Source organism: Actinomycetota bacterium, from assembly GCA_035536535.1.
GTDB lineage: Bacteria > Actinomycetota > JAICYB01 > JAICYB01 > JAICYB01 > DATLNZ01.
In genome coordinates, this window is record DATLNZ010000139.1 from 1 (window position 1) to 19,766 (window position 19,766).

Genomic DNA, 19,766 nt, shown 5'->3' on the forward strand with positions numbered 1-19,766 from the left:
CCTGGGCACCCGGGTTCTCCCGTACCAGCTTCGCGTCCAGGAACACACGGACTTCGCCGGACTCCGCGACCTCGTCGCCGGGCTCCGGAGCGGGGACGAACCGGGGCCTGAGCTCCCCGCCGACAAGCCGGATCCGGACCCCCACGTGCCCCGGGTCGTAGTTCGCCTGCTGGATCGACCGGCCGATCAGGTCAAACGCCTCCTCGGACACCGTCACTCCTCCGGCGCCCGCACCCGCCTCGCCCGTCACGATCCCGTGGACCCGAACCCGGAGTCGCCGCGGCCGGATTCCGGCAGCTCGTCGGCTTCGACCACCTCCGGCCGCACGACGGGGACGACCAGCAGCTGGGCGATCCGGTCGCCCCGCCGGATCTGGATGGTGCGGCCCGGGTCGAGGTTGACCAGCACGACCTTGACCTCGCCGCGGTAGCCCGAATCCACGACTCCTGGGGCGTTCACGACCGACAGCCCCTCCGCGGCGGCGCGTCCCGAACGCGGCGCCACCAGGCCGCAGCATCCAACGGGGATGGCCACGGCTATGCCCGTCGCGACCACAGCCCGGTGTCCGGGGGCCAGGGTCACGGCCTCCGCCGCGTGGAGGTCGAGTCCCGCGTCGGCGTCGTGCTGGTATGCGGGGAGTGGGAGAGCGGGGTCCAGCCGCTTGACACGCAGCAGTCGGTCGGGCCTCGTAGTCGACGACACGGTGGCGAAGTATACGGACGCCGGACTCCCGCCAGCCCTCGACCGGCAAGCCGCGTTGCCTACACTTGCCGCAGACGACAGGGGGTACTCGTGGCGTTTTGTGCGTGGTGCGGAGGAGGGGTGAACGACGACGCCTCCTCGTGCCCCCGATGCGGGCACCCTCGCAGCTCCACGCCTCGCGACGGCACACCCGAGCGGACGCCCCCTGAGCCGGCGGAGTCCAGTCCGGACGACATCGCCCCCCCGGAGCCGACGGAGTCGCGTCCGGACGACATCGCGCCCCCGGCACCCACCCGCGAGTGGGAATCTCCGGAACCCGCTCAGCCCTACGTCGCCCCCGTGCCGGAAAGGATTGCCGTCGCCGCGCCTGCAGCCAGACGAACCGATTCTCTGGCGGTCACCGCCCTGTTGCTGAGCGGGCTGGGCCTTCTCACATGCGGACTCACGAGCTTCCTCGGGATCGTGTTCGGCAACCAGGCGCTGGACCGGGCCCAGACGGACCCGGCCGCCCAGGGGGAGGGCGTCGCCCGCGCGGCTATCGCGCTGGGGTTCGTCAGCCTCGCCGCCATCGCCGTTCCTCTCGTCGTGTGGGTCCTGATGCGCACGCTGACCCTCGTCTGACCAAGGAGAAGCCATGTACTGCACCAAGTGCGGGACCCGCAACGAGGACAATGCCCGCTATTGCGTCAGCTGCGGCAACTCACTGGCCGCAGACGCACAGTCACCCCCGGCCGCCGGAGGGTCTGGCACCGACGCCTTCGCGTGGGCTGACCCGTCCGGGCCGGTTCCGAACTACCTGCCGCACGCGATCCTGTCCACGCTGCTGTGCTGCATGCCCTTCGGGATCGTCAGCATCGTCTTCGCGGCACAGGTGAACTCCAAGGTCGCCGCGGGTGACCAGCAGGGGGCGCGGGAGTCCTCGGCGAACGCCAAAAAGTGGGCGATCATCTCGGCGGTGCTGGGTATCCTCCCGTGGGGGTTCTTCCTGCTGATGTTCATGGGCGGCATGGCAACGTCATCATTCGGACCGTGAAGACCCGGCGCCCGGTGTGCGCCTGCGCCAGCTGCGCGACACTCCCGGCTCCCACGCCTCGGAGTTTCAGCGCGGGGAGCCTCCGTGCCCTCTCCTCCGTCCGGCCCCCGTGGCTCTGGGCTGGCCTGCCGCTACTGCCGCTCGGGTGCGCGGTGCTGTTCGTGTTCGACCCGGCGCGGTCGGCGTTGTTCCCGCCGTGCCCGTTTAAGCTCGCCACCGGACTCGACTGCCCCGGGTGCGGGACCCTGCGCGGGCTGCACGAGATGCTGAGGGGCAACCCCGCCACGGCCTTCGGCCTGAACCCCGTGTCGATGGCCGTGCTGCTGTTGGCCGCGGGCTTTGTCGTCTGGAGCGCGTCCCGGATCGTGCGCGGCCGGCCCCGGCTCCGTGTGTCCCCCCCGGCCTGGGCCCCCTGGGCGGCAGGCGCATTGATCGTCGCCTACGGCGTCGCCCGCAACCTGCCCTTCGCCCCCCTGTCCTGGATGGCCTCCGGCTGACGCCGGTCCGGTCTACAGAGCGGGTGGCGCTGCGGGTCCCTGCAGGAACGCGTTCGGAGGCGTCCCCTCCTTGAGCGTCCTGAGGTTCACGTACGTCACCGCGGCGAGAGCGGCGAAAAAGGGCGTGGTGATGATGGATGAGACGGAGCCGGAGACGATGTTCCGGACCGTGCCGAACGGGACCAGCAGACCCACCAGTGCGCCCACGATGAACCCGATCACGGACGCCGCGAGCATGCCTATGAAAAACGTCGCGAGCACCGTCCACCAGTGCCCCTGGACCAGCGACATGGACCGCTGGAGAGCCGCCCATCCCATCACACCCTCCATGAGAAGGACCGGGACGGCCACCGACCACGAGACGGCCAGAAAGACGCCCGGGATGATGCAGGCCAAAAAGCCCAGGATCAGAAGCACGGCCTGGATGATCGCCAGCACCACCAGGGGGCCGAGCCTGTCGAGCGCGAACTGCAGCGACCTGCCCGAGTCGGGCGTCTCGCCGAGGTAGGCCTCGGTGGAGGCGCGCATCGCTGCGCCGGTGGCCAGTTGCTGGGCCACCAGGCCGAGCAGCCCGAGCACGACTGCCGCCCCCAAGCCGGCCACGACCGCGCTCGGACGAATCTGCGGAGGCTGCTGCGAGCCGAAGTCGAAGGCACCGCGCTGGCCGGAGAACAGCCCGGCCGCCAGCAGCCCGGACAGGATCTGAAGCGGAACAACCACGATTGCCACGAGCTTTATGAGGGTCACGAAGTGGGACCGGTAGACGCCGATGGCCCCTTCCAGAAGCTGCCCCACGGACACGTTTCCGCCGAGAGCAGGCGACCCGCCACCAGATCCGGCGGGCTCAACCGGTGACAGCCTCGCCGGATCCGAAGGCTCTTTGCGTGCCTCGTTGGACTGCCCGCACTTCGGGCACGAGTACGCGTAGTCGGACATCTCCGTCCCGCACTTCGAGCAGTACGCCATCCGGACTCCCCCCTCGCCGCCGGTCGCTGTGACTCTAGCTGCAGCCGGAGGTGCTGCCGCAGGACTCGCACGCGAAGCACGAGCCCGCGGGACGCATCCGGATGCCGCAGTTCACGCAAAACGGAGCATCCACCGCGGGCCGCGAAACCGTCTCGGCTGATGACAGGGGGGCCTCGGCCCCCGTTTCCTCCCCCACCTTCTCGATGGACGGGGCGGTGTTCATCCCGTTGACGACCTCGGCGCGCTCGGACACCGACCTGATGCCCAGCGACTCGCGCATCGGCTTCGGCAGGAACTCGATGGCCAGCTTGCGGAAGATAAAGTCCATCAGGGATGCGGCGAATCGGATATCGGGGTCGTCGGTGATGCCGCGCGGCTCGAACGTCATGTTCATGAACTTCTCGACGTACGCCTCCAGAGGCACCCCGTACTGAAGCCCCATGGAGATCGAGATCGCGAAGGCGTCCATCACTCCCGCCAGCGTCGAACCCTGCTTCGCGACCTTGATGAAAAGCTCCCCGGGCTGCTGGGTGTCCGGGTACAGACCCACGATCACGTAGCCGTCGCAGTCGGCGACGCGGAACGAGTAGGTCATCGCGGGACGCGCCTTTGGCAGCCGCCTGCGGACCGGCATCGGAACCGCCTCCACCGACACCAGGCTCTCGACGGTCTTGGCCTTTGCCGCGGAAAGCGGCTGGTCGGCCTTGCAGTTGTCGCGGTAGATGGCCAGAGCCTTGAGTCCGAGCCTCCAGCCTTCGGTGTAGACGCGCTCGACCTCCTCGACAGTCGCGTCCTCCGGCAGGTTCACCGTCTTGGAGATGCCGCCGCTTAGAAACGGCTGGACGCCGGCCATCATGCCGATGTGACCGGCGTAGGTGATCAGGTTGTCGGACGTGAACGAGCACGCGAAGACCGGATAGTGCTCGGTCTTCAGCGCGGGCGCGCCCACCACGGTGTTGTTCTGGTCGATGAACTCGACGATCGCCTCGATCTGCTCGGGGTTGTAGCCCAGGCGCCTGAGCGCCCGCGGGACCGTCTGGTTGACGATGGACATGGTCCCGCCGCCGACCATCTTCTTGACCTTCTTCAGGGCGAGGTCCGGCTCAACGCCTGTGGTGTCGCAGTCCATCATGAAGCCGATGGTCCCGGTGGGGGCCAGGACCGACACCTGTGAGTTCTCGACGCCGTGCTGCTCGGCCGCCGCCAGGCAGTCCGCCCACACGCGGTCGGCCCGGTCCACGACCTGAGCCAGCTCCGCGTCCCTGCTGATGGGCTCCCCGGCTCCCACGACCTCGTCGTGGAACATGCGCAGCCGCTTGTCCAGCCGCTCGTCGGAGGCCGGCGGCGCCGTCGCCAGCGCACGCGAGAAGGCGGCGTGCTTGGCGAGCACGCGCAACGTCGCGTCCCGGTTCTCGGGGTGCGCGTATCCCGGCAGGTCGTCGGTGCCCGGGAACGCGCCGACCGTGCGGGCGAACTGCGCCGACGCGTTGTAGGCCGTGGCCTGCATGAGGGATGTGATGGCGCCGGCCCAGGCGCGACCCTCCTCGGACTCATACGGGATCCCCAGCGCCATCAGCAGGGCGCCGAGGTTGGCGTAGCCGATCCCAAGCTGCCGGAACCCGCGGGCATTGCGCGCGATCGCCTCGGTCGGGTAGTCGGCGGCGACGCACAGGATCGCCTGGCCGAGCAGGACGACCTTCACCACGTGCTCAAAGGACTGCACGTCGAAAGTGCCGTCCTCCCGCAGGAACTTCAGCAGGTTGAGGGAGGCCAAGTTGCAGGGTGAGTTGTCGAGGTGGAGGTATTCACTACAGGGGTTGGAGGCCGTGATCGGGCCGGCCGCCGGCGCCGTGTGCCAGTCGTTGGTGGTCGTGTGGTACTGCATGCCCGGGTCGGCGCACTCCCACGCGGCCTGTGAGATCTGGCGCATGACCTCCCGCGCCTTCCAGGTCTTGATGACGTCGCTCGTCGTTACGGCCCGCAGGTGCCAGTCGGCGTCGGTAAGGCAGGCCTCCATGAAGTCGTCGGTCACCCGGACCGAGTTGTTGGCGTTCTGGTACTGGATCGAATATCCGTCCACGCCGGAGTCGACGGACATGTCGAAGCCCGCCTCCTTGAGAGCCTTGGCCTTGCGCTCCTCCACGGCCTTGCACCAGATGAAGCCGGGCGCCCCGTCGCGAAGCTCGATGACGTCGGGGTGGTCGACGTTCATCACGACCATCTTGGCCGCGCGCCTGGTGGCTCCCCCGGACTTGATCGTGCCGGCCGCCGCGTCGGCGCCGCGCATAAACGACACAGGCCCGGACGAGTAGCCGCCCACCGCCAGCTGCTCGTAGGACGACCGCAGGTTCGACACGTTGAGCCCGGACCCCGACCCGCCCTTGAAGATGAACATCTCGTCGCGGTACCACGCGGCGATCGAGTCCATCGAGTCGTCGACGTGCAGGATAAAGCAGGCCGACGCCTGCGCCGACCTGCCGGGAACCCCGATGTTGAACCAGACCGGCGAGTTGAACGAAGCCCTCTGGGTGACCAGAACGTGCTTGAGCTCGGAGGAAAAGGCCTCCCGATCGGCCTCGGTGGCGAACCTGCCCTGCTCGACTCCCCACGCCGCGATCGTGTCGACGACCCGGTCGACGATCTGGCGCAGCGACCATTCCCGCTGGGGGGTGTTCATCTGGCCGCGGAAGTACTTCTCCGCGACGATGTTGGTCGCATTCTGGGACCAGGACCTGGGGAACTCCACCTCGCGCTGCTCAAAGGACACGTGGCCGCCGCGGCCGACGATGGAGGCCGTCCGCATCTCCCACTCGATCTCGTCGTAGGGGTGGACGTCCGGGCGCGTGAACAGCCTTCCCACGTGCAGCCCGTCCGGACGGTCCAGCTCAGGCGAAAACAGCGCCTCGCCCCCGGACTTCCGGCTCCCGTTCGACTGCGTCGTCTGGCGCTTGGCCATGCTCACGTCCTCCCCGTCGTCTGCTTGCCGCGTCCCATCAGGACCGGCGGTCGGTTTGATCCGGCTCCCCCACCGCGGTGGCGGAGGCTATCCATCCCTGCTGACAGCCCTGGACCTCGGCCCCCGCGCCTTCGGGGGGCTTGACTTGTCCAGGTCGCGTATAACCCGCTCGAAATCCTCGACGTCCTGAAAACCGCTGTAGACCGAGGCGAACCGCACGTATGCCACCTGGTCCAGCTCCCGCAGCCGCGACAGCACCTCCCGCCCGACGTCCTGGCTGGTGACGGGCGACCCCGCCGCTCGCAGCGCCTCCTCGACCTGGTCGGTGAGCCGGAGCATCGCGTCGTCACCCACGGGGCGGTTTTTGCAGGCCTTGGCGACGCCGGACACCACCTTCGCCCGGTCGAACGGCTCCCGCGAACCGTCCCTTTTCACCAGGACCAGCGGCGCCTCCTCGGCCCGCTCAAAGGTGGTGAAGCGCCTGTCACAGGACCCGCACTGCCTCCGGCGCCGGACCGCGTCGCCCCCGTCGGAGTCGCGGGAATCGACGACGCGGGTGTCGTCTCCGCGACAGTAGGGACAGCGCAAGATGACCTCCGGAAGCGAGCCCAACCACAACATGTGGGGGTTCAGACACCATACAACACGACATGTAGGGTGTCAACAACTTTGTAATTACTACCGTGTGACCTGCGCTAACGGGCCCTGGAGGGGGCCGAGGGTGCCGATTCCGGCCCTCGCGGCCCGTCCTGTCAGCCCGACCTGGAGGAGCACGCCTGACGGTCCTCCGCGTTGGCCGCGGCCTGGACCTCTGCGGGCACCCAGATGGCGCTGCCCGACTGGACCGGCCGGGGGCCGAGCCCGTTCTCACGCACGATCCTCCCGACCGTTTCGCGCCTGTCGCCGTCGTCGGACGATTCCGCAAGGTCCCAGACGGTCTGGCCGCTCTCGACCACGACGCACCGCCATTCCTGAGCGTGGGGCCGGGTCGCCACCGCACCGGCGGCGCCTGCGGTGGCGGCCACCAGCAGTACCAGGACCATCCCAACGAGCTTTCCGAGTGGTGTCAGCCGCATGTCGTCCCTCCGTAGCCGCTGCGAACGCGTGTTCCCACACTGTAGAGACAGGTGACGACAAGGACCGTCGTAGGGGGCGCTCATACTCGGCCCCCGCGCCGAGCCGGCCCGCCGGGCCAGGGTGAAAGGGGGGACATGGGCGGCTTCAGACGTTACCCAGCGCTCTCCGTCGCGACCGCCCTCATGCTGGCGCTGACCGCGTCACCGGCCACTCCCGCCCACGCCCCCGCGCCCCGTGCGGGGGCAGCTCATGCGGTCCCGCTGCACGGCGACCTCATCCGGCCCTGGGATGCCCCGCCCGACAACCCCTACGCCCCGGGCCATCGCGGCGTGGACGTGGCGGCGCCCGCCGGAACGGCCGTCCGAGCGTCTGCGGCCGGCGTCGTCGGCTTCGCCGGCAACGTCGCCGGCAACCTCACCGTGTCCGTGGACCACGGCGGCGGGCTTAGGACCACCGCCTCGTACCTCGGCTCCCTGGCCGTCGCCACCGGACAGCCGGTCACGGCCGGACAGGTCGTCGGCACATCCGGCGCGGGGCATCCAGGTTCGGAACTGCCTCCTCACGTCCACCTGTCCGCCCGCCGCGACGGCGTGTACTTCGACCCACTGGAGCTGTACGTCGGCTCCGCCTACGACGACCTGGTCGCGCTGGTCGCGTAAACCGGCGCCGTTCGATGTGACAGCATCTTCGCCATGATCGAAGTCGAAGGACTGGTCCGGAGGCTGGGCAAGACACTGGTTTTGGACGAGCTGTCCTTCACGGCGAGGTCCGGCGAGATAACCGGGTTCCTCGGCCCCAACGGCGCGGGCAAGACCACGACGATGCGGGTCCTTTCGACCCTTCTGGCCCCGCACGGCGGACGCGTGGCGATCGCCGGCTTCGACCTGAACTCCCACCCCCACGAGGTGCGCCGCCGGCTCGGACTCGTGACCGAGGAGGCAGGGCTGCTTGACCGGCTGACGGTCCGGGAGCAGCTGACCTTCTGGGGCCGGGCCCACGGGCTGGACGACAACACGCTCACCGAGCGGGTGTCGATGCTTCAGGACCTGCTCGAGCTCGGCGGCTTTATGGACGAGCGCACCGGACGCCTGTCCAAGGGGACACGGCAAAAGGCGGCGGTGGCACGCGCCCTGGTCCACGACCCGCCGGTCCTGCTGCTCGACGAACCCACGGCGAACCTCGACGTCGTGTCCACCAGCGCGATCCTCGGACTGCTGTCGGAGCCCCAGGTGCGCAGCGGCAAGACCGTGCTGCTGGCCACCCACCGCCTCGAGGAGGCCGCCGCCTACGCCGATCGCGTGGTGGGCATAGCCCGGGGCAGGACGGTGGTCTCGGGAACCCCGGAGGAGATCGCCCGCCAGGCCGGGACCGAGCGGTTCGAGGAGGGTTTCCTGCGACTGATCGGACGTGTGGAGATGTCCAAAGAGGCCGGATGAACCTGCGTCACGTACGGCTCGTGGCCTCCCACGACCTGAAGGACTTCCGCCGGCAGCGCCAGATCTGGTTCTCACTTTTCCTGCAGCCGGTGCTTCTTCTGCTCATCCTCGGCGTCGTGGGCTATGCCATGGAGCAAAGGGGCAACGCCTTTCGGACCAAGGAGTTCAAGGCGCTCGTCTCCGGACCGCCCGAGGACACGGCTCCCGTTGAGCGGGTAATCCGTGACGCCCGCTTCCGGGTCTCCAGACCGTCGGACATCGAGCGGCCGATCGTGGGGGGCGACGCGGAGGTCGGGGTGCGGGTGCCCCCCGGGACCGCCGCGAAACTGGAAGCGGGTGAGCCGGTGGAGCTCACGATCATGTACCTGGCCAACCGCGACCAGTCGGAGGTCGCCCTGACGCGGCTCCGCGTCGCCTTTCAGGAGTTCTCGCGGGAGCAGACGCGCCGCCTGCTCGCAACGCGGGGACTGTCGGCGGACCTCGTGTCCTCGTTGAAGGTCGCCTCGCGCGACGTCAGCACCACCGACCGGGGGGCCCGGCTTCAGCTGAGCAAGTTCATCCCCCCGCTGCTGCTGTTCCAGTCGATCTCGCTGCTGAGCCTGGCGTCCAACCGCCTGTCCGGCAAGAAGACGCAGCGGACCCTGGAGCCGTTACTCGTCCTGCCGCTGGACCGCCGCGACATCCTGGCCGGAGCGGGGTTGTCGGCGATGGTGCTTGGTGCGGTGCCGATGCTCACGTTCATGATCCCTGTGCTGGTGGTGAGCTCGCTTCCGATCGCCTTCGCCAGCGGGCTGTCCTCGCCGCTCATGATCGCCGCGGCGCTGGTCACGGCGGCTCCCATGATCGCTCTGCTCACCGTGTCCATCGGCCTCGCCCTCGGCTCCTACACCCGGGGCGGCGAGTCCGGAGGGATGATGTCCGGCCTGGCGTTCATCCCCGTGCTGGCCGTCGGCTACCTCTTCCAGTTCGTGGACAGCATCCCCGTGGTGCTGCCGCTTTTCGCCGCGCCCGCCTTCGGGCCCGTGCTGTATGCGCGCGAGGCAATGGTTGACGGGATCGTCCCCATGCAGCTGGCGACTGCCGCGGTCAGCACCGTCGCCTGCTCGTGGGTGCTGCTGAGGATCGCCGCGCGGCTGCTTTCGTCAGAGCGGTCGGTACTTCGCGGCAGTTCCTGAGGATCAGCCAGTCCCGGAAGCCCCCTGCCCGCGCTGCGGGACCTCGTTGCCCGGCAGGCGGACCAGAGCGGCGACTCTCTGGCGCGTACCCTCCGCGTCGTTGACCGACTCGGCCCTCTTGAGCGTGGTGTCCAGGCAGTCCGCGCACAGGTCCATGCTGTGGTAGGCGTTGGCCTCCTGCGTCGCGTACAGGACCTCCTTCGCGCGCTCGAGACCGAGACGCGTGCCGCACTGGTCGCAGTCCAGCGTGATGCTGCGGGTCATGACTCCTCCTTCATCTCCTTGTACTCGGCAGTCGCGCCATGCTCGTCGAGCAGCGACAGGGCACAGCAGACGCCCGCCGACGCCCCCTTGGCCGCGGCTATCTGGAGCAGTTGTACGCCGGGGGTGAGGTCCCCAACCGCGTACACGCCCCGGACGTTCGTACGCTGCATGTCGTCGACCACCACCCGGCCTTCGTCGTCCAGGTCGCATCCCAGCTGCTTTGCCAGGTCGTTTCGCGGGTGGTGCGCGATCGAAAAAAAGGCGAGGTCGCAGTCCACCTCGGCTCCCGAGGCGAGCCTGACACTGCGAAGGTCGCCGCGGCCGCCGGTCAGCTCCACGGCCTCATCGCGCAGGATCCGGATGCCGGCGTGGTCCAGAGCGACCCGGCACTCTTGCTCTCCCTCGAAGGGCTTGCCGTCGGTGACCAGGACCACCTCCGACGCCCAGTCCAGAAGACGCAAGGCGAACCCCGCAACCTGCTGCTTCCAGCCAAAGACCACGACCTTGCGTTCCCGGGCCTCGTAGCCATCGCAGGTCGGGCAGTGGAACACGCTGGCACCGTAGTGCTCGAAGAAGCCGTCGATTTCCGGGAACTCGTCCTGGACCCCCGTAGCCAGGATCACCCTCTGCGACTGGAGCTTCCGGCCGTCCACCTCCAGGTCAAAACCCTGGCCGGCCCTCGCGGCGCCGGTGACCCGCCCCGGCGCCAACTCCACCTCCGCGTACCGCGCCAGGTCCTTGCGAGCCTGCTCAAGAAGGTCGTGGGGGTTGACCGGATCCCGGCCCAGGTATCCGTGGGCCTGGTCGACCCAGCGGTTTCGGTACTCGCCGGAGTCAAGCAGCGTCGTCTTGATCCTGTGCCGACCGAGCCACGTGGCCGCGGCAAGTCCTGCGGCGCCGCCGCCGATCACCACGACGTCTCTTTTGTTGGTCATCGATTGAGAGGGTACGCTCGCGGGTGGATGGGCAGAAGGGGATATTTGCTTGCCCGCCGGGCGTCAGGTCAAACTTCAGGTGTGGAATCCCCCAGAAGGGGTATGCAACGCGAGGGGCTCCATGGCCTCGGAGGAAGCATGCGCTGATGCTGGAGATGACGCAGGGCGAACCGGGCGGAGCAAGGACCAAGCGGCACAAGCTCGTGCTGCCCGCGATCGCGGGGTCCGCGCGACAGGCGCGCCAGTGGGTGTGCAGCCTTTCGCTGAGAGGTACCCCCCACGACCTGGAGTCGGTCCAGCTCTTGGTGAGCGAACTCGTGACAAACAGCGTGCGCCATTCGGGACTTTCCCCGGACGATGAGTTCGAGTTGCACGTGCAGATCGAGCCGGGGCGGGTGCGGGTCGAGGTCGCCGACTGCGGCACAGGCTTCGACCAGCGGGGGCGGGTCCAGCCGAGCCTGGATGGCGGCTTCGGGTTGTTCTTCGTCCAGGAGATGTCCAGTCGCTGGGGGCTCGACTGTGACGAGCGCACCCGCGTCTGGTTTGAGCTGGACTTCGGGGGCCACACAGCCGTGCCGGGCGAGAACAGTGGCTCCACACTGAACGCCCCTCCAGCCGCCGTCTGAGCCACGGCGAACGCGCGTTTGCCAGAACAGATGTTTGCGTCCGGCCCCCCTCGGTGCTACCTTCCTCCGCAGGACCCCCAAGGAGGAAGCCGATGCCCAAAGCAACCCACGTCGAAGACCTAGGCCCCCGACAGCGCCGGATCCTGGACTTCATCCTCGGGACCGTTGAGGACCGGGGTTACCCGCCCTCGGTCCGGGAGATCGCCGAGGCCGTGGGCCTGGCCTCACCCTCGACGGTGCACGCGCACCTGGCCGCCCTTCAGCGCAAGGGCTACCTGCGGCGGGACGCGACGAAGCCGCGCGCGATCGAGGTCCAGTACGCGCCCGACCTGGGGCCCGTCGAGAAGCGCTCCCAGGTCCGCCTCGTCCCACTGGTGGGCCGGGTGGCGGCGGGCGGCCCGGCGCTTGCCGTCGAGGAGGTCGAGGACGTTTTGGCCCTTCCCGCGCAGCTGGTCGGGGAGGGGACGTTCTTCATGCTGCGCGTCAAGGGCGACTCCATGACCGACGCCGGAATCAACGAAGGCGACCTGGTCGTGGTCCGCAAGCAGGACGACGCCAACTCAGGAGACGTGGTGGTGGCGATGCTGGACGACGACGCCACCTGCAAGACGCTGGTGCGCACCCGGGAACGCATGATGCTGCGTCCGGAGAATCCGGCCTATCAGCCCATCGACATCGACGAGGAGACGCGCATCCTGGGAAGGGTCGTGGCGTTGCTTCGCTCCTACTGACCTGCTGACCCCGGCGTCCTGGGCAGCGGAGGGTCGGCTCCCCTGCCGGCCGGTGCGCAGGTTGCGCTCGGGCCCGCGGGGGTTCGCCCCCCGGTTTTGGCGACGCTGATCACGTAGTCGTATCGGGTCTTCGTTCGCGGCTCGCGTCCCGGTCCGATGGTGACGGACGTGAACGCCGGCGGCTTTGCGGCGGCGATGACGGTCATCGGGCCCTCAGGGCCGGACGAGTGGTGGCAGGCGACGATCGCCCAGCCCGACGACTTGAGTCCCTCGACAAACGCTTCGCGAAGTTTCACTTCCGGCGTCTTCGAGCGGGCGTACACCGTCTGGCCCCCCGGCTGCGTCAGGCTGAGCACGACCGTCCGGTCGCCGGGCACCGGGATGTCCCGCGGAAAACCTTCCGGCAGGACGTTGGCGCGCGACTCTTGGATCTGAGGGGTAGCGGTGGGTCCGGACGGCTCCCCGCCCGAACCCGGCCCGCAAGCGCACAAAAGTGAGAGAAGGACGGCCTGCGCCGACCTGATGGCCGTCGGGATCACTCTCGCCCGGGTCGCGCCAGCGCCGCGATCACGAGGGCCGTGTGCAGCTTGCCGGATTCGAAGTCCGACACCCTTATGTGCTCGTCGGGCGAATGGGCACGGGAGCCGGGGTACCCGCACCCCGCGGACGCGAACGGGACCTTGAGGAACTCACGGAACGGGTGCGCGGGTCCGGAGCCGGGGCTGGACAGCGCCACGACCGGCTCCAGCCCGTAAGCCTGCCTCGCCGCACCGATCACGAGCTGGACGAACGGGTCGTCCACGGGGGTTCGTCCCGGCTGCTCGCCTGAGTCCGCGCTGACGGCCACGTCGGAGAAACCCTTGCGCGCCAGGTGCTCACGTACCAGGGTCACCACCCGCTCCGGCGACTGGGACGGCACCAGCCGGATGTCCAGCTTTGCCGACGCTCGCGATGGAAGCACGGTCTTCGTCCCCGGGCCGCCGTAGCCTCCTGTGATCCCGTTGACGTTCAGGCAAGGCTCGGCCTCCAGTCGTCTGGCGGTCTGCGCGCCCGACGAGCCGCCGAGCAGCCGCTGGACGCCGTAGGTGGCGGCGATGCGCTCGGTGTGGTCGGGAGCCGCGGCGATCACCTGGAGATCGCTATCCGACAACTTGTCGACGTCGTCGTAGAAACCGTCCACGGTGACCCTTCCGTCGACGTCACGCAGCGAGGCGATGGCTGCGGCGATCCGGTACAGCGGGTTGTCGATCACCGCGCCCAGCGACGAGTGCGCGTCGAAGTCCGGCACCTTCGCCTCCAGCTCCAGGCAGACGATGCCCTTGAGCCCCAGCCAGATCACGGGGCGTCCGTCGAAGTCCACTCCTCCGAACTCCCAGAGACAGCCGTCCGCGGTCAGATCGGCCGCGTGCTCCTCGAGAAAGGACGCCAGGTTCGGGCTGCCGACCTCCTCCTCGCCTTCGACGACGAACTTGTAGGCGACGGGGTCGCCGCCGAAGACCTCGCGCACGGCATCGATCGCCGCCAGCCGGCACACCAGGTGGCCCTTGGTGTCGGCCGTACCCCTGCCGTACAGGCGGCCGTCACGCTCCGTGACGTCAAACGGTGGCGCGGTCCACAACTCCAGCGGGTCCGGAGGCTGGACGTCGTAGTGCTCGTAGAACAGAAGGGTCGGACCTTCCGCGGCCCCGCACGAGGCGGTGACCACCGGGTTCCCGGCGGTCTCGTGGATCTGCACCGCCATCCCCCGGGCCTCCAGCAGAGAGGCTGTTGCCTCGGCCGCCTCCCGGATCCCGGTCCCCTGCGCGGAAACACTGGGAATGCGCACCAGCCGGGCGAGCTCTTCCAGATGCCGTTCGCGCATACCGGACAGGGTCTGCTTGAGGGGGCCGAGCGGGTCCATGGTCCTCCTTGAAGGGGGCCCTCATTGTGCAGCACCTGCGGACAGCGACTCCATCGCCTGCTCAAATGAGATCTCTCCAGAAGCCAGCCGCTCCAGGACCGCCTGCCGCTCCTCGGCCGACACCCGCGGCAGTGCCGGCGCAAAATCGGCCGCCCCCCCCAGTGCCGCCACGACCTCGTCCAGCCTGCTGCGCGCCGTGTTGTACGCGACCCCCAGGTCTCCGGCGAGCTTCTGGAGGTTGTTGCGGTTTCGCAACAGGACCCCGACGAAGTCCAGCTGCTCGGGGGTCAGACGCCCGATCCACCCGAGGCTGAACCGGCCTTCGATCGTCACTCCGCTGGAGGGACACTCCAGCCGCGTGACCACCAGCTCCTCGCCGGAGACGGGGTCCTGGGTGAGCAGCCGGTGCGGCCTACGACTCGTCATCGTCATCGTCGTCGTCTGAATCGTCACGACCTGCAGTCTTGTCGTCGTCCTGCGTCTCTTCGAGGAACTCGCTCATCTCCAGGACGTAGTCCGCCCGCACCCCGTGAATGGACAGGGCGAGGATCTGGTCAAAGGAAAGGTCGTTGCCAAGAACCTCGGACATCTCGGCGAAGTACTCGGGCCGGACCCCGTGTATCGCCAGGGCCAGGATCTGGTCGAACTCCAGCCGGCGGCCCAGGACCTCGTTCATCTGCCGGTAGTAGTCCGGCTTGACGCCGTGGATGCCCAGCGCCAGGACCTGGTCGAACGTCAGGTCGGCACCCAGCATCTCGCTCATCTCACGGAAAAAGGCCGGCTTGATGCCGTGGATCCCGAGCGCCAGGATCTGGTCCATCCCCAGGTCGGTCAGCCCCGCCTCCCGGAGCTCCCGGATGTAGTCCGCGCTGACGCCGTGAATGGCCAGCGAGATCAGCTGGTCGAACTTGACGTTGCCGCCGCCCCTGCCGGCCTTGGCCCCCTTGTAGCCCGCTTTCGCGGCTCGCGCGGCGATCTTTGTCGCACCCTTGAACGCCGTGCGGTCCACCGAGCGGGCAGCCGCGACGTCCCCGCCGAGCTGAGGCACGGACTCTCGGTCGCCGGAGTCCAGCTCCGGCTGCTCCTGACCCGTGTCAAACGACTCCAAAAGCTGGTCCGCCTGGTCGATCGTCAGCGTCCCTGCCGCCACCATCTCCAGCACCTTTGTTCTCTCATCCGCCATCTTGCCCTCCGGTTTGGTATGCGTGTTGGCAATTATTGCCAGTTATGCTGCAAATGTCAAGCAGAGGGGAGGCAATTCCCCCTTCGCAGGGGAAGGTAGGACTCGGCCGCTGCCGCCAAAGGGCGCTATGTTGCGCCGGTGAAGCGGATCCTCTACCTGTCGCAGCTCGCCGAGCCCGATCAGAGGCGGGCGATGGCGATGCGCGACGAAGCCGACACGGTGCCGGCAGCGTTTGAGGCCGCGGGGGCCAAGGCCGACGTCCTGGACGTCACCGTGGCCCTCCCGCCGGACCCGCACTCTTTCGACGGCGTGGTCATCGGCGGCAGCCGCGGATCGGTCCACGACCCCCAGCCCTGGCGGCGGCGCCTGCGCGAGTGGGTACAGGCGCATGGGGACGTCCCCATGCTCGGTATCTGCGGAGGCCATCAGCTCGTGGCCCACGTCAACGGGGCCCGCGTGGAGCGGCTGGCCCTTCCCCAGTTCGGGGTCTATCCACTGGACCTGCCGGACGTCCAAGGGTTTCACGGACGGGTCGTCCAGGTTCACGAGGAGCACGTGGTGGACGTCCCCCCGGGGGCCGAGCTGTGGGCCCGGGACGAGACCTGCCTGCAGGCGCTTCGCTATCCGGGCCACCGGTGGGGAGTCCAGTTCCACCCCGAGTTCAGCGAGGACGTCGCGCACGCCATCGGCGCGACCTTCGGTCCCTCACCACTGTGGAGCGACGAAGCGATCGCGGCCGGCGTCGCGAGCGGACGGGCGCTGTTGGCGCGGTGGCTCGAAGGGCTCTAGACGCGGGGCGCGGCTACGACGGCAGATCTATGCCGTGCGTCTCGGGGACCGCCGGCCGCGACAGCAGGTCCGAGACCATCTGGCGCGGGGTGACGCCTTCGTAGATCACGGAGACGACTCCTTCGGTTATGGGCATCCAGGCGTCCACCCGGCGCCCCAGTTCCAGCAGGGCCCTGCAGGTCTTCACGCCCTCGGCCACCATCTTCATCTCCGAAATGACATCGTCGATGCGACGGCCCTTGCCCAGCTCCTTGCCTACGCGGCGGTTACGCGAGTAGCGGGAGATGCACGTGACGATCATGTCGCCCATGCCCGCCAGTCCGGCGAAGGTCAGCGGGCTGCCCCCCAGCTTGACCCCTAGACGCGTCAGCTCCGCAAGCCCCCGCGTCATGAGCGCAGCCATCGCGTTGTCCCCGAACCCCATCGTGTCGGCGATGCCGGCGGCAATGGCGACGACGTTCTTGATGGCACCGCCCAGTTCGCTGCCGATGACGTCGGTGTTCGTGTAGACGCGGAAGTACGGCTGGTGGAATATCTCCTGCACCCGAAGCGCCCGCTGCTCGTCCGTGCAGGCCAGGGCGGCGGCCGCGGGCATCCTGCGGGCGATCTCCCGGGCGATGTTCGGGCCGGACAGGATCGAGTAGCGGTCCTCCGGCAGTTCGGGCAGCTCTTCGAACAGCACCTGGCTCATGCGGACGTTCGTCCCCTCCTCCAGGCCCTTCGTGAGGCTGACGACGGCGTCGACGGACCCCATGTGTGGCTTGAGCGCCTGCAGCACGCCACGCCAGCCGTGGGACGGCACGCCCATGACAATCACGTCGCGCCCGGCCGCCGCCTCCGCGATGTCCGACGTGGCCCTCAGTGACTTCGGCAGCCGGATCCCCGGCAGGTAGTCCTCGTTGGCGTGAAGCGTGTTGATCTGGTCGGCCAGCTCCGGGCGCCGGCACCACAGAACGACGTCGGCCCCGTTCTCGGCGGCCAGACCCGCGACCGTGGTCCCCCAGGAGCCGGCCCCGATGCACGCCACCTTCGCCATCAGTCCACCTGGTTTTTGAGCTGCCGCAGAACGAACTCGCGGTCCTCCAGGACCAGCCGCGCCTGCTGAACCAGCGCCGCGGCGTCGGCGTCCAGATAAAAGCGGATACCCCTGGACTCCACCACCACGTCATTGTCCTGCCGGCGGTCCTCGACTATCAGTTCGAACGAGTCGGATCCACGTCCGACGGCTCTCATGATCCGGACGCCGGGGACGCCCTCCACGCCGGCGGCGCGGGCCATCAGCCGGATCTGGGTCGCGGCCGCCACCGTGACCTCGATCATCCGGCGCCCATGCCTCCACCACCCGCCCCGCGCGTCATCGTGGTCACGCGGCTCACGACCACCTTCGGTGCCTGTCCCTCGGCCCCCGCCAATTCGAAGTGCAGGTCGTGGGTTCCCTCCGGAATGCCTTCAAAGAACACCTCCCCCGACGCGCCGGTCAGCTGGGCCCGCTTGGGGGGTCCGCCCCCGGCCGTCAGGACGAGCGACATGCCCTGGCGAAAAGGCGTCGCCTGATACCGCACGGCCACGGGGATCTCGACGGTCTCGCCCTCGCGGGGTGACTCGATGAGCAGGACGGGGTCGCGCCGCTCCCCCGCTGCTGGGCCTGTGGACGTCGCTGTGGCATCCGGAGACGCCGCCGCCACGGGTGAGGGGCTGGACGTGTGGCGGACGGGCTTGGCGGCGCGCCGGTCGTCCCGGGAGCAAGCGGGGGCCGCGAGGACCGTGATGGCTGCGAGCGCCGCCGCCACGGCTGTTCGCCCGCGCTTCCTCAGCGCTTTCCTCGCTTCGCGGACGCCCGCTTGCCGGACCCTTTCTTCGGGCTCTTCTTGGCCGCCACCCGCGTGGCCTTGGAAGCGGCCGGCTTGCCCTTGGAGGTGGCCTTTTTGGCCGCCACCCGCGTGGCCTTGGAAGCGGCCGGCTTTCCCTTGGAGGGGGCCTTTTTGGTCGCTGCCCCCCTTGCCTTGGATGCGGCCGGCTTGCCCTTGGCGGCGGACTTTGTTGCCTTCTTGACGCCACTGGACTTTGCCGTTGCGCCGGACGTCTTGCGCGGACTGCTCGGCTTACGCGAATTGCGCGGCTTGCGCTCGACGATCAGGCTTCCGGCTCCCGGACTAAAAGACGACGCCGTCCCGGAGTCCCAGGCGACCATGTACCGCGCCCCGGAGAGTCCCTGCGAGATACTGCGCACCACCCCCGACCGGCGCACCTGCCCGATCTTCTTTGGATCTATCGAGATCCTGTCGCCTACCTTGACCTCCACCTCACGCTCCTCCCTGCTACGTCCCCGACACCAGATCGATGGAGCGCAGCAAGCCCTCCACTTCCTCGATGCTACTCGCGACCCAGGCCTCGTCCAGCGTGCCGCGCAACTCCGCCGACGGGAACACGAACAGCGAAAGCTCGTCCTGCGCCGAAAAGGTCAGGCCCAGCGCGCGGAAGTACTCCCCCAGCGCCAGCTCCCACGTGAGTTCGCCGGACCCGTCGGTGTGGGCCGTGAGCCAGTACACGAGGTACGGGCTGGCCCGTCGCGACCACACGACCGCGCCGTCGCGGCGCCGCTGTACAACTTCGAAACCCAGAGTCGACATGTCGGCTGCCGCGGTCACCGGATCTCCAGGCGCCGTACACGCTCGATGTTCGGCGACTCTGCGGGGTCCACCTCGCGTGAGTCCAGCCAGGCCTGGACGATCTCCCGCGCCACCACCGGCGTCGTCAGCCGAAGGCTGAGAGCCAGGACGTTGGCGTCGTTCCAGCGCCTGGCCCCTCTGGCGGTCTCGGCGTCCGTGCACAGTGCGGCGCGCACGCCGTCGACCTTGTTGGCCGCGATCGAGCAGCCGGTCCCGGTCCAGCAGCACAGGATCCCCTGGTCGGCGCGTCCGGACGCGACCTCACGGGCCACTTCCTCGGACACCTCCGCCCACTGCTTGTCCTCACCCGCCAGGGGACCGTGCAGTCCGACCTCGAACCCGCGGGAACGCAGGTCCTCGATCAACGAGTCTGTCGTCGGGGTCCGCTCGTCGGAACCGATGCTGATCCTCATCCCGGTCACCGTAACGTCGGCGATAATCCGGTGACTGGCTCGTCCGGCTGCGACTCGCTTCTCCTTCGTCGCGGAGCCCTGACCGCCAGCGCCAGCGCCACAGCGGCCGCCGCCGCGGCGGCCCACGCGGCGGCGAACACGTCGCCGGTGCGCGAGTAAAGCGACGCAGCGGGCCTTGCACGCAACTCGGCCCTGACGACGTCGGGCTCGAACAGCCGCGTCCGGCCCGTCACGGACCCGTCCGGGCCGATCACAGCGCTGATTCCCGACAGGGCCGCCTGGACCCCCCACTGGCGCATCTCAAGGGCCCGGACCCGGGCATGCGCCAGGTGCTGCTCGGAGGCGAAGGACCGCTCAAATGAAGAGTCGTTGGTCGTGTACACCACGACCTCGGATCCCTTGCGGGCGAAGACC

Annotated in this window: 28 protein-coding genes and 1 pseudogene; 10 read left to right on the plus strand and 19 right to left on the minus strand. The window is 68.8% G+C overall.

What is annotated here, in order from left to right; genetic code table 11:
- Both VNE62_09430 and dut read right to left on the minus strand, forming a co-directional pair.
- Positions 1-250, minus strand: a 250-nt coding sequence (locus VNE62_09430) for a hypothetical protein (GenBank protein HVE92502.1), incomplete at its 3' end; no start/stop codon positions are given.
- Positions 247-702 (minus strand): dUTP diphosphatase, encoded by a 456-nt coding sequence (gene dut / locus VNE62_09435; GenBank protein ID HVE92503.1) that lies wholly within the window; start codon positions 700-702, stop codon positions 247-249. The genes dut and VNE62_09430, both read right to left, overlap by 4 nt.
- 120 nt (positions 703-822) lie before the next feature.
- Here dut and VNE62_09440 point away from each other — a divergent pair, with 120 nt between their 5' ends.
- From VNE62_09440 to VNE62_09455, 4 genes and pseudogenes are all read left to right on the plus strand, one after another.
- Positions 823-1,323 carry a DUF4190 domain-containing protein gene (locus VNE62_09440; protein HVE92504.1) on the plus strand — a complete coding sequence of 167 codons (501 nt, stop codon included), beginning with the start codon at positions 823-825 and terminating at the stop codon, positions 1,321-1,323.
- Positions 1,324-1,336: 13 nt separating this feature from the next.
- Positions 1,337-1,401, plus strand: a pseudogene (locus VNE62_09445) (zinc-ribbon domain-containing protein).
- Between the two features lie 97 nt (positions 1,402-1,498).
- Positions 1,499-1,735, plus strand: a complete 237-nt coding sequence (locus VNE62_09450) for a CD225/dispanin family protein (protein ID HVE92505.1) — start codon at positions 1,499-1,501, stop codon at positions 1,733-1,735.
- Positions 1,736-1,887: 152 nt separating this feature from the next.
- Entirely contained in the window at positions 1,888-2,232 is a 345-nt protein-coding gene (locus VNE62_09455) for a DUF2752 domain-containing protein (GenBank protein ID HVE92506.1), read from the plus strand.
- A gap of 12 nt (positions 2,233-2,244) precedes the next feature.
- Here the strand turns inward: VNE62_09455 and VNE62_09460 are convergent, their stop codons facing one another.
- From VNE62_09460 to VNE62_09475, 4 genes are all read right to left on the minus strand, one after another.
- Positions 2,245-3,198 carry a zinc-ribbon domain-containing protein gene (locus VNE62_09460; protein ID HVE92507.1) on the minus strand — a complete coding sequence of 318 codons (954 nt, stop codon included), beginning with the start codon at positions 3,196-3,198 and terminating at the stop codon, positions 2,245-2,247.
- A 34-nt stretch (positions 3,199-3,232) separates the two neighbouring features.
- Positions 3,233-6,154: a vitamin B12-dependent ribonucleotide reductase gene (locus tag VNE62_09465; protein ID HVE92508.1), complete on the minus strand. Its 2,922-nt coding sequence runs from the start codon at positions 6,152-6,154 to the stop codon at positions 3,233-3,235.
- 87 nt (positions 6,155-6,241) lie between these two features.
- Positions 6,242-6,775: a transcriptional regulator NrdR gene (gene nrdR, locus VNE62_09470; GenBank protein HVE92509.1), complete on the minus strand. Its 534-nt coding sequence runs from the start codon at positions 6,773-6,775 to the stop codon at positions 6,242-6,244.
- Positions 6,776-6,906: 131 nt separating this feature from the next.
- Positions 6,907-7,230: a hypothetical protein gene (locus VNE62_09475; protein ID HVE92510.1), complete on the minus strand. Its 324-nt coding sequence runs from the start codon at positions 7,228-7,230 to the stop codon at positions 6,907-6,909.
- A gap of 135 nt (positions 7,231-7,365) precedes the next feature.
- Between VNE62_09475 and VNE62_09480 the strand changes: the two genes are divergently transcribed.
- The 3 genes from VNE62_09480 to VNE62_09490 are packed head-to-tail and all read left to right on the plus strand — an operon-like array spanning position 7,366 to position 9,842.
- Positions 7,366-7,890, plus strand: a complete 525-nt coding sequence (locus VNE62_09480) for a M23 family metallopeptidase (protein ID HVE92511.1) — start codon at positions 7,366-7,368, stop codon at positions 7,888-7,890.
- A gap of 33 nt (positions 7,891-7,923) precedes the next feature.
- Complete coding sequence (locus tag VNE62_09485) at positions 7,924-8,667, plus strand: ABC transporter ATP-binding protein (protein ID HVE92512.1); 744 nt, start codon at positions 7,924-7,926, stop codon at positions 8,665-8,667.
- The gene (locus VNE62_09490) at positions 8,664-9,842 is read left to right on the plus strand and encodes an ABC transporter permease subunit (protein HVE92513.1); all 1,179 of its coding nucleotides are present in this window, start codon (positions 8,664-8,666) and stop codon (positions 9,840-9,842) included. Before VNE62_09485 ends, VNE62_09490 begins: the two co-directional genes overlap by 4 nt.
- A 3-nt stretch (positions 9,843-9,845) precedes the next feature.
- Here VNE62_09490 and VNE62_09495 read toward each other — a convergent pair whose 3' ends face one another.
- Entirely contained in the window at positions 9,846-10,106 is a 261-nt protein-coding gene (locus tag VNE62_09495; protein ID HVE92514.1) for a hypothetical protein, read from the minus strand.
- The gene (locus VNE62_09500; GenBank protein ID HVE92515.1) at positions 10,103-11,041 is read right to left on the minus strand and encodes an NAD(P)/FAD-dependent oxidoreductase; all 939 of its coding nucleotides are present in this window, start codon (positions 11,039-11,041) and stop codon (positions 10,103-10,105) included. Before VNE62_09500 ends, VNE62_09495 begins: the two co-directional genes overlap by 4 nt.
- A gap of 146 nt (positions 11,042-11,187) precedes the next feature.
- On the opposite strand from VNE62_09500, the gene VNE62_09505 reads away from it, so the two are divergent.
- Together VNE62_09505 and lexA are read left to right on the plus strand one after the other, a co-directional pair.
- The gene (locus VNE62_09505) at positions 11,188-11,667 is read left to right on the plus strand and encodes an ATP-binding protein (protein HVE92516.1); all 480 of its coding nucleotides are present in this window, start codon (positions 11,188-11,190) and stop codon (positions 11,665-11,667) included.
- 92 nt (positions 11,668-11,759) lie between these two features.
- Positions 11,760-12,398, plus strand: a complete 639-nt coding sequence (gene lexA, locus VNE62_09510) for a transcriptional repressor LexA (protein ID HVE92517.1) — start codon at positions 11,760-11,762, stop codon at positions 12,396-12,398.
- Here the strand turns inward: lexA and VNE62_09515 are convergent.
- From VNE62_09515 to VNE62_09530, 4 genes are read right to left on the minus strand one after another with little or no spacing between them, the layout of a single operon-like run.
- Entirely contained in the window at positions 12,392-12,937 is a 546-nt protein-coding gene (locus tag VNE62_09515) for a hypothetical protein (GenBank protein ID HVE92518.1), read from the minus strand. The genes lexA and VNE62_09515 overlap by 7 nt on opposite strands.
- Positions 12,934-14,298, minus strand: a complete 1,365-nt coding sequence (locus tag VNE62_09520; GenBank protein ID HVE92519.1) for a M20/M25/M40 family metallo-hydrolase — start codon at positions 14,296-14,298, stop codon at positions 12,934-12,936. Before VNE62_09520 ends, VNE62_09515 begins: the two co-directional genes overlap by 4 nt.
- 21 nt (positions 14,299-14,319) lie before the next feature.
- The gene (locus VNE62_09525; protein ID HVE92520.1) at positions 14,320-14,751 is read right to left on the minus strand and encodes a DUF2089 domain-containing protein; all 432 of its coding nucleotides are present in this window, start codon (positions 14,749-14,751) and stop codon (positions 14,320-14,322) included.
- On the minus strand, positions 14,711-15,481 hold the full coding sequence (locus VNE62_09530; protein ID HVE92521.1) for a hypothetical protein: 771 nt from the start codon (positions 15,479-15,481) through the stop codon (positions 14,711-14,713). Before VNE62_09530 ends, VNE62_09525 begins: the two co-directional genes overlap by 41 nt.
- A 138-nt stretch (positions 15,482-15,619) precedes the next feature.
- Between VNE62_09530 and VNE62_09535 the strand changes: the two genes are divergently transcribed.
- The gene (locus VNE62_09535) at positions 15,620-16,270 is read left to right on the plus strand and encodes a hypothetical protein (protein ID HVE92522.1); all 651 of its coding nucleotides are present in this window, start codon (positions 15,620-15,622) and stop codon (positions 16,268-16,270) included.
- A gap of 13 nt (positions 16,271-16,283) precedes the next feature.
- Here the strand turns inward: VNE62_09535 and VNE62_09540 are convergent, their stop codons facing one another.
- From VNE62_09540 to VNE62_09570, 7 genes are all read right to left on the minus strand, one after another.
- Entirely contained in the window at positions 16,284-17,306 is a 1,023-nt protein-coding gene (locus tag VNE62_09540) for an NAD(P)H-dependent glycerol-3-phosphate dehydrogenase (GenBank protein HVE92523.1), read from the minus strand.
- Positions 17,306-17,590 (minus strand): hypothetical protein, encoded by a 285-nt coding sequence (locus tag VNE62_09545; protein ID HVE92524.1) that lies wholly within the window; start codon positions 17,588-17,590, stop codon positions 17,306-17,308. Before VNE62_09545 ends, VNE62_09540 begins: the two co-directional genes overlap by 1 nt.
- Positions 17,587-18,060: a hypothetical protein gene (locus VNE62_09550; protein ID HVE92525.1), complete on the minus strand. Its 474-nt coding sequence runs from the start codon at positions 18,058-18,060 to the stop codon at positions 17,587-17,589. The genes VNE62_09545 and VNE62_09550 overlap by 4 nt, the downstream gene beginning before the upstream one ends.
- Positions 18,061-18,080: 20 nt before the next feature.
- On the minus strand, positions 18,081-18,572 hold the full coding sequence (locus tag VNE62_09555) for a DUF1918 domain-containing protein (protein ID HVE92526.1): 492 nt from the start codon (positions 18,570-18,572) through the stop codon (positions 18,081-18,083).
- 16 nt (positions 18,573-18,588) lie between these two features.
- Positions 18,589-18,918 (minus strand): hypothetical protein, encoded by a 330-nt coding sequence (locus tag VNE62_09560; protein ID HVE92527.1) that lies wholly within the window; start codon positions 18,916-18,918, stop codon positions 18,589-18,591.
- Positions 18,915-19,352 (minus strand): RpiB/LacA/LacB family sugar-phosphate isomerase, encoded by a 438-nt coding sequence (locus VNE62_09565; GenBank protein HVE92528.1) that lies wholly within the window; start codon positions 19,350-19,352, stop codon positions 18,915-18,917. Before VNE62_09565 ends, VNE62_09560 begins: the two co-directional genes overlap by 4 nt.
- Positions 19,353-19,357: 5 nt before the next feature.
- Positions 19,358-19,766 (minus strand): nitrilase-related carbon-nitrogen hydrolase (locus VNE62_09570; protein HVE92529.1); only part of this gene is annotated, 409 nt, incomplete at its 5' end.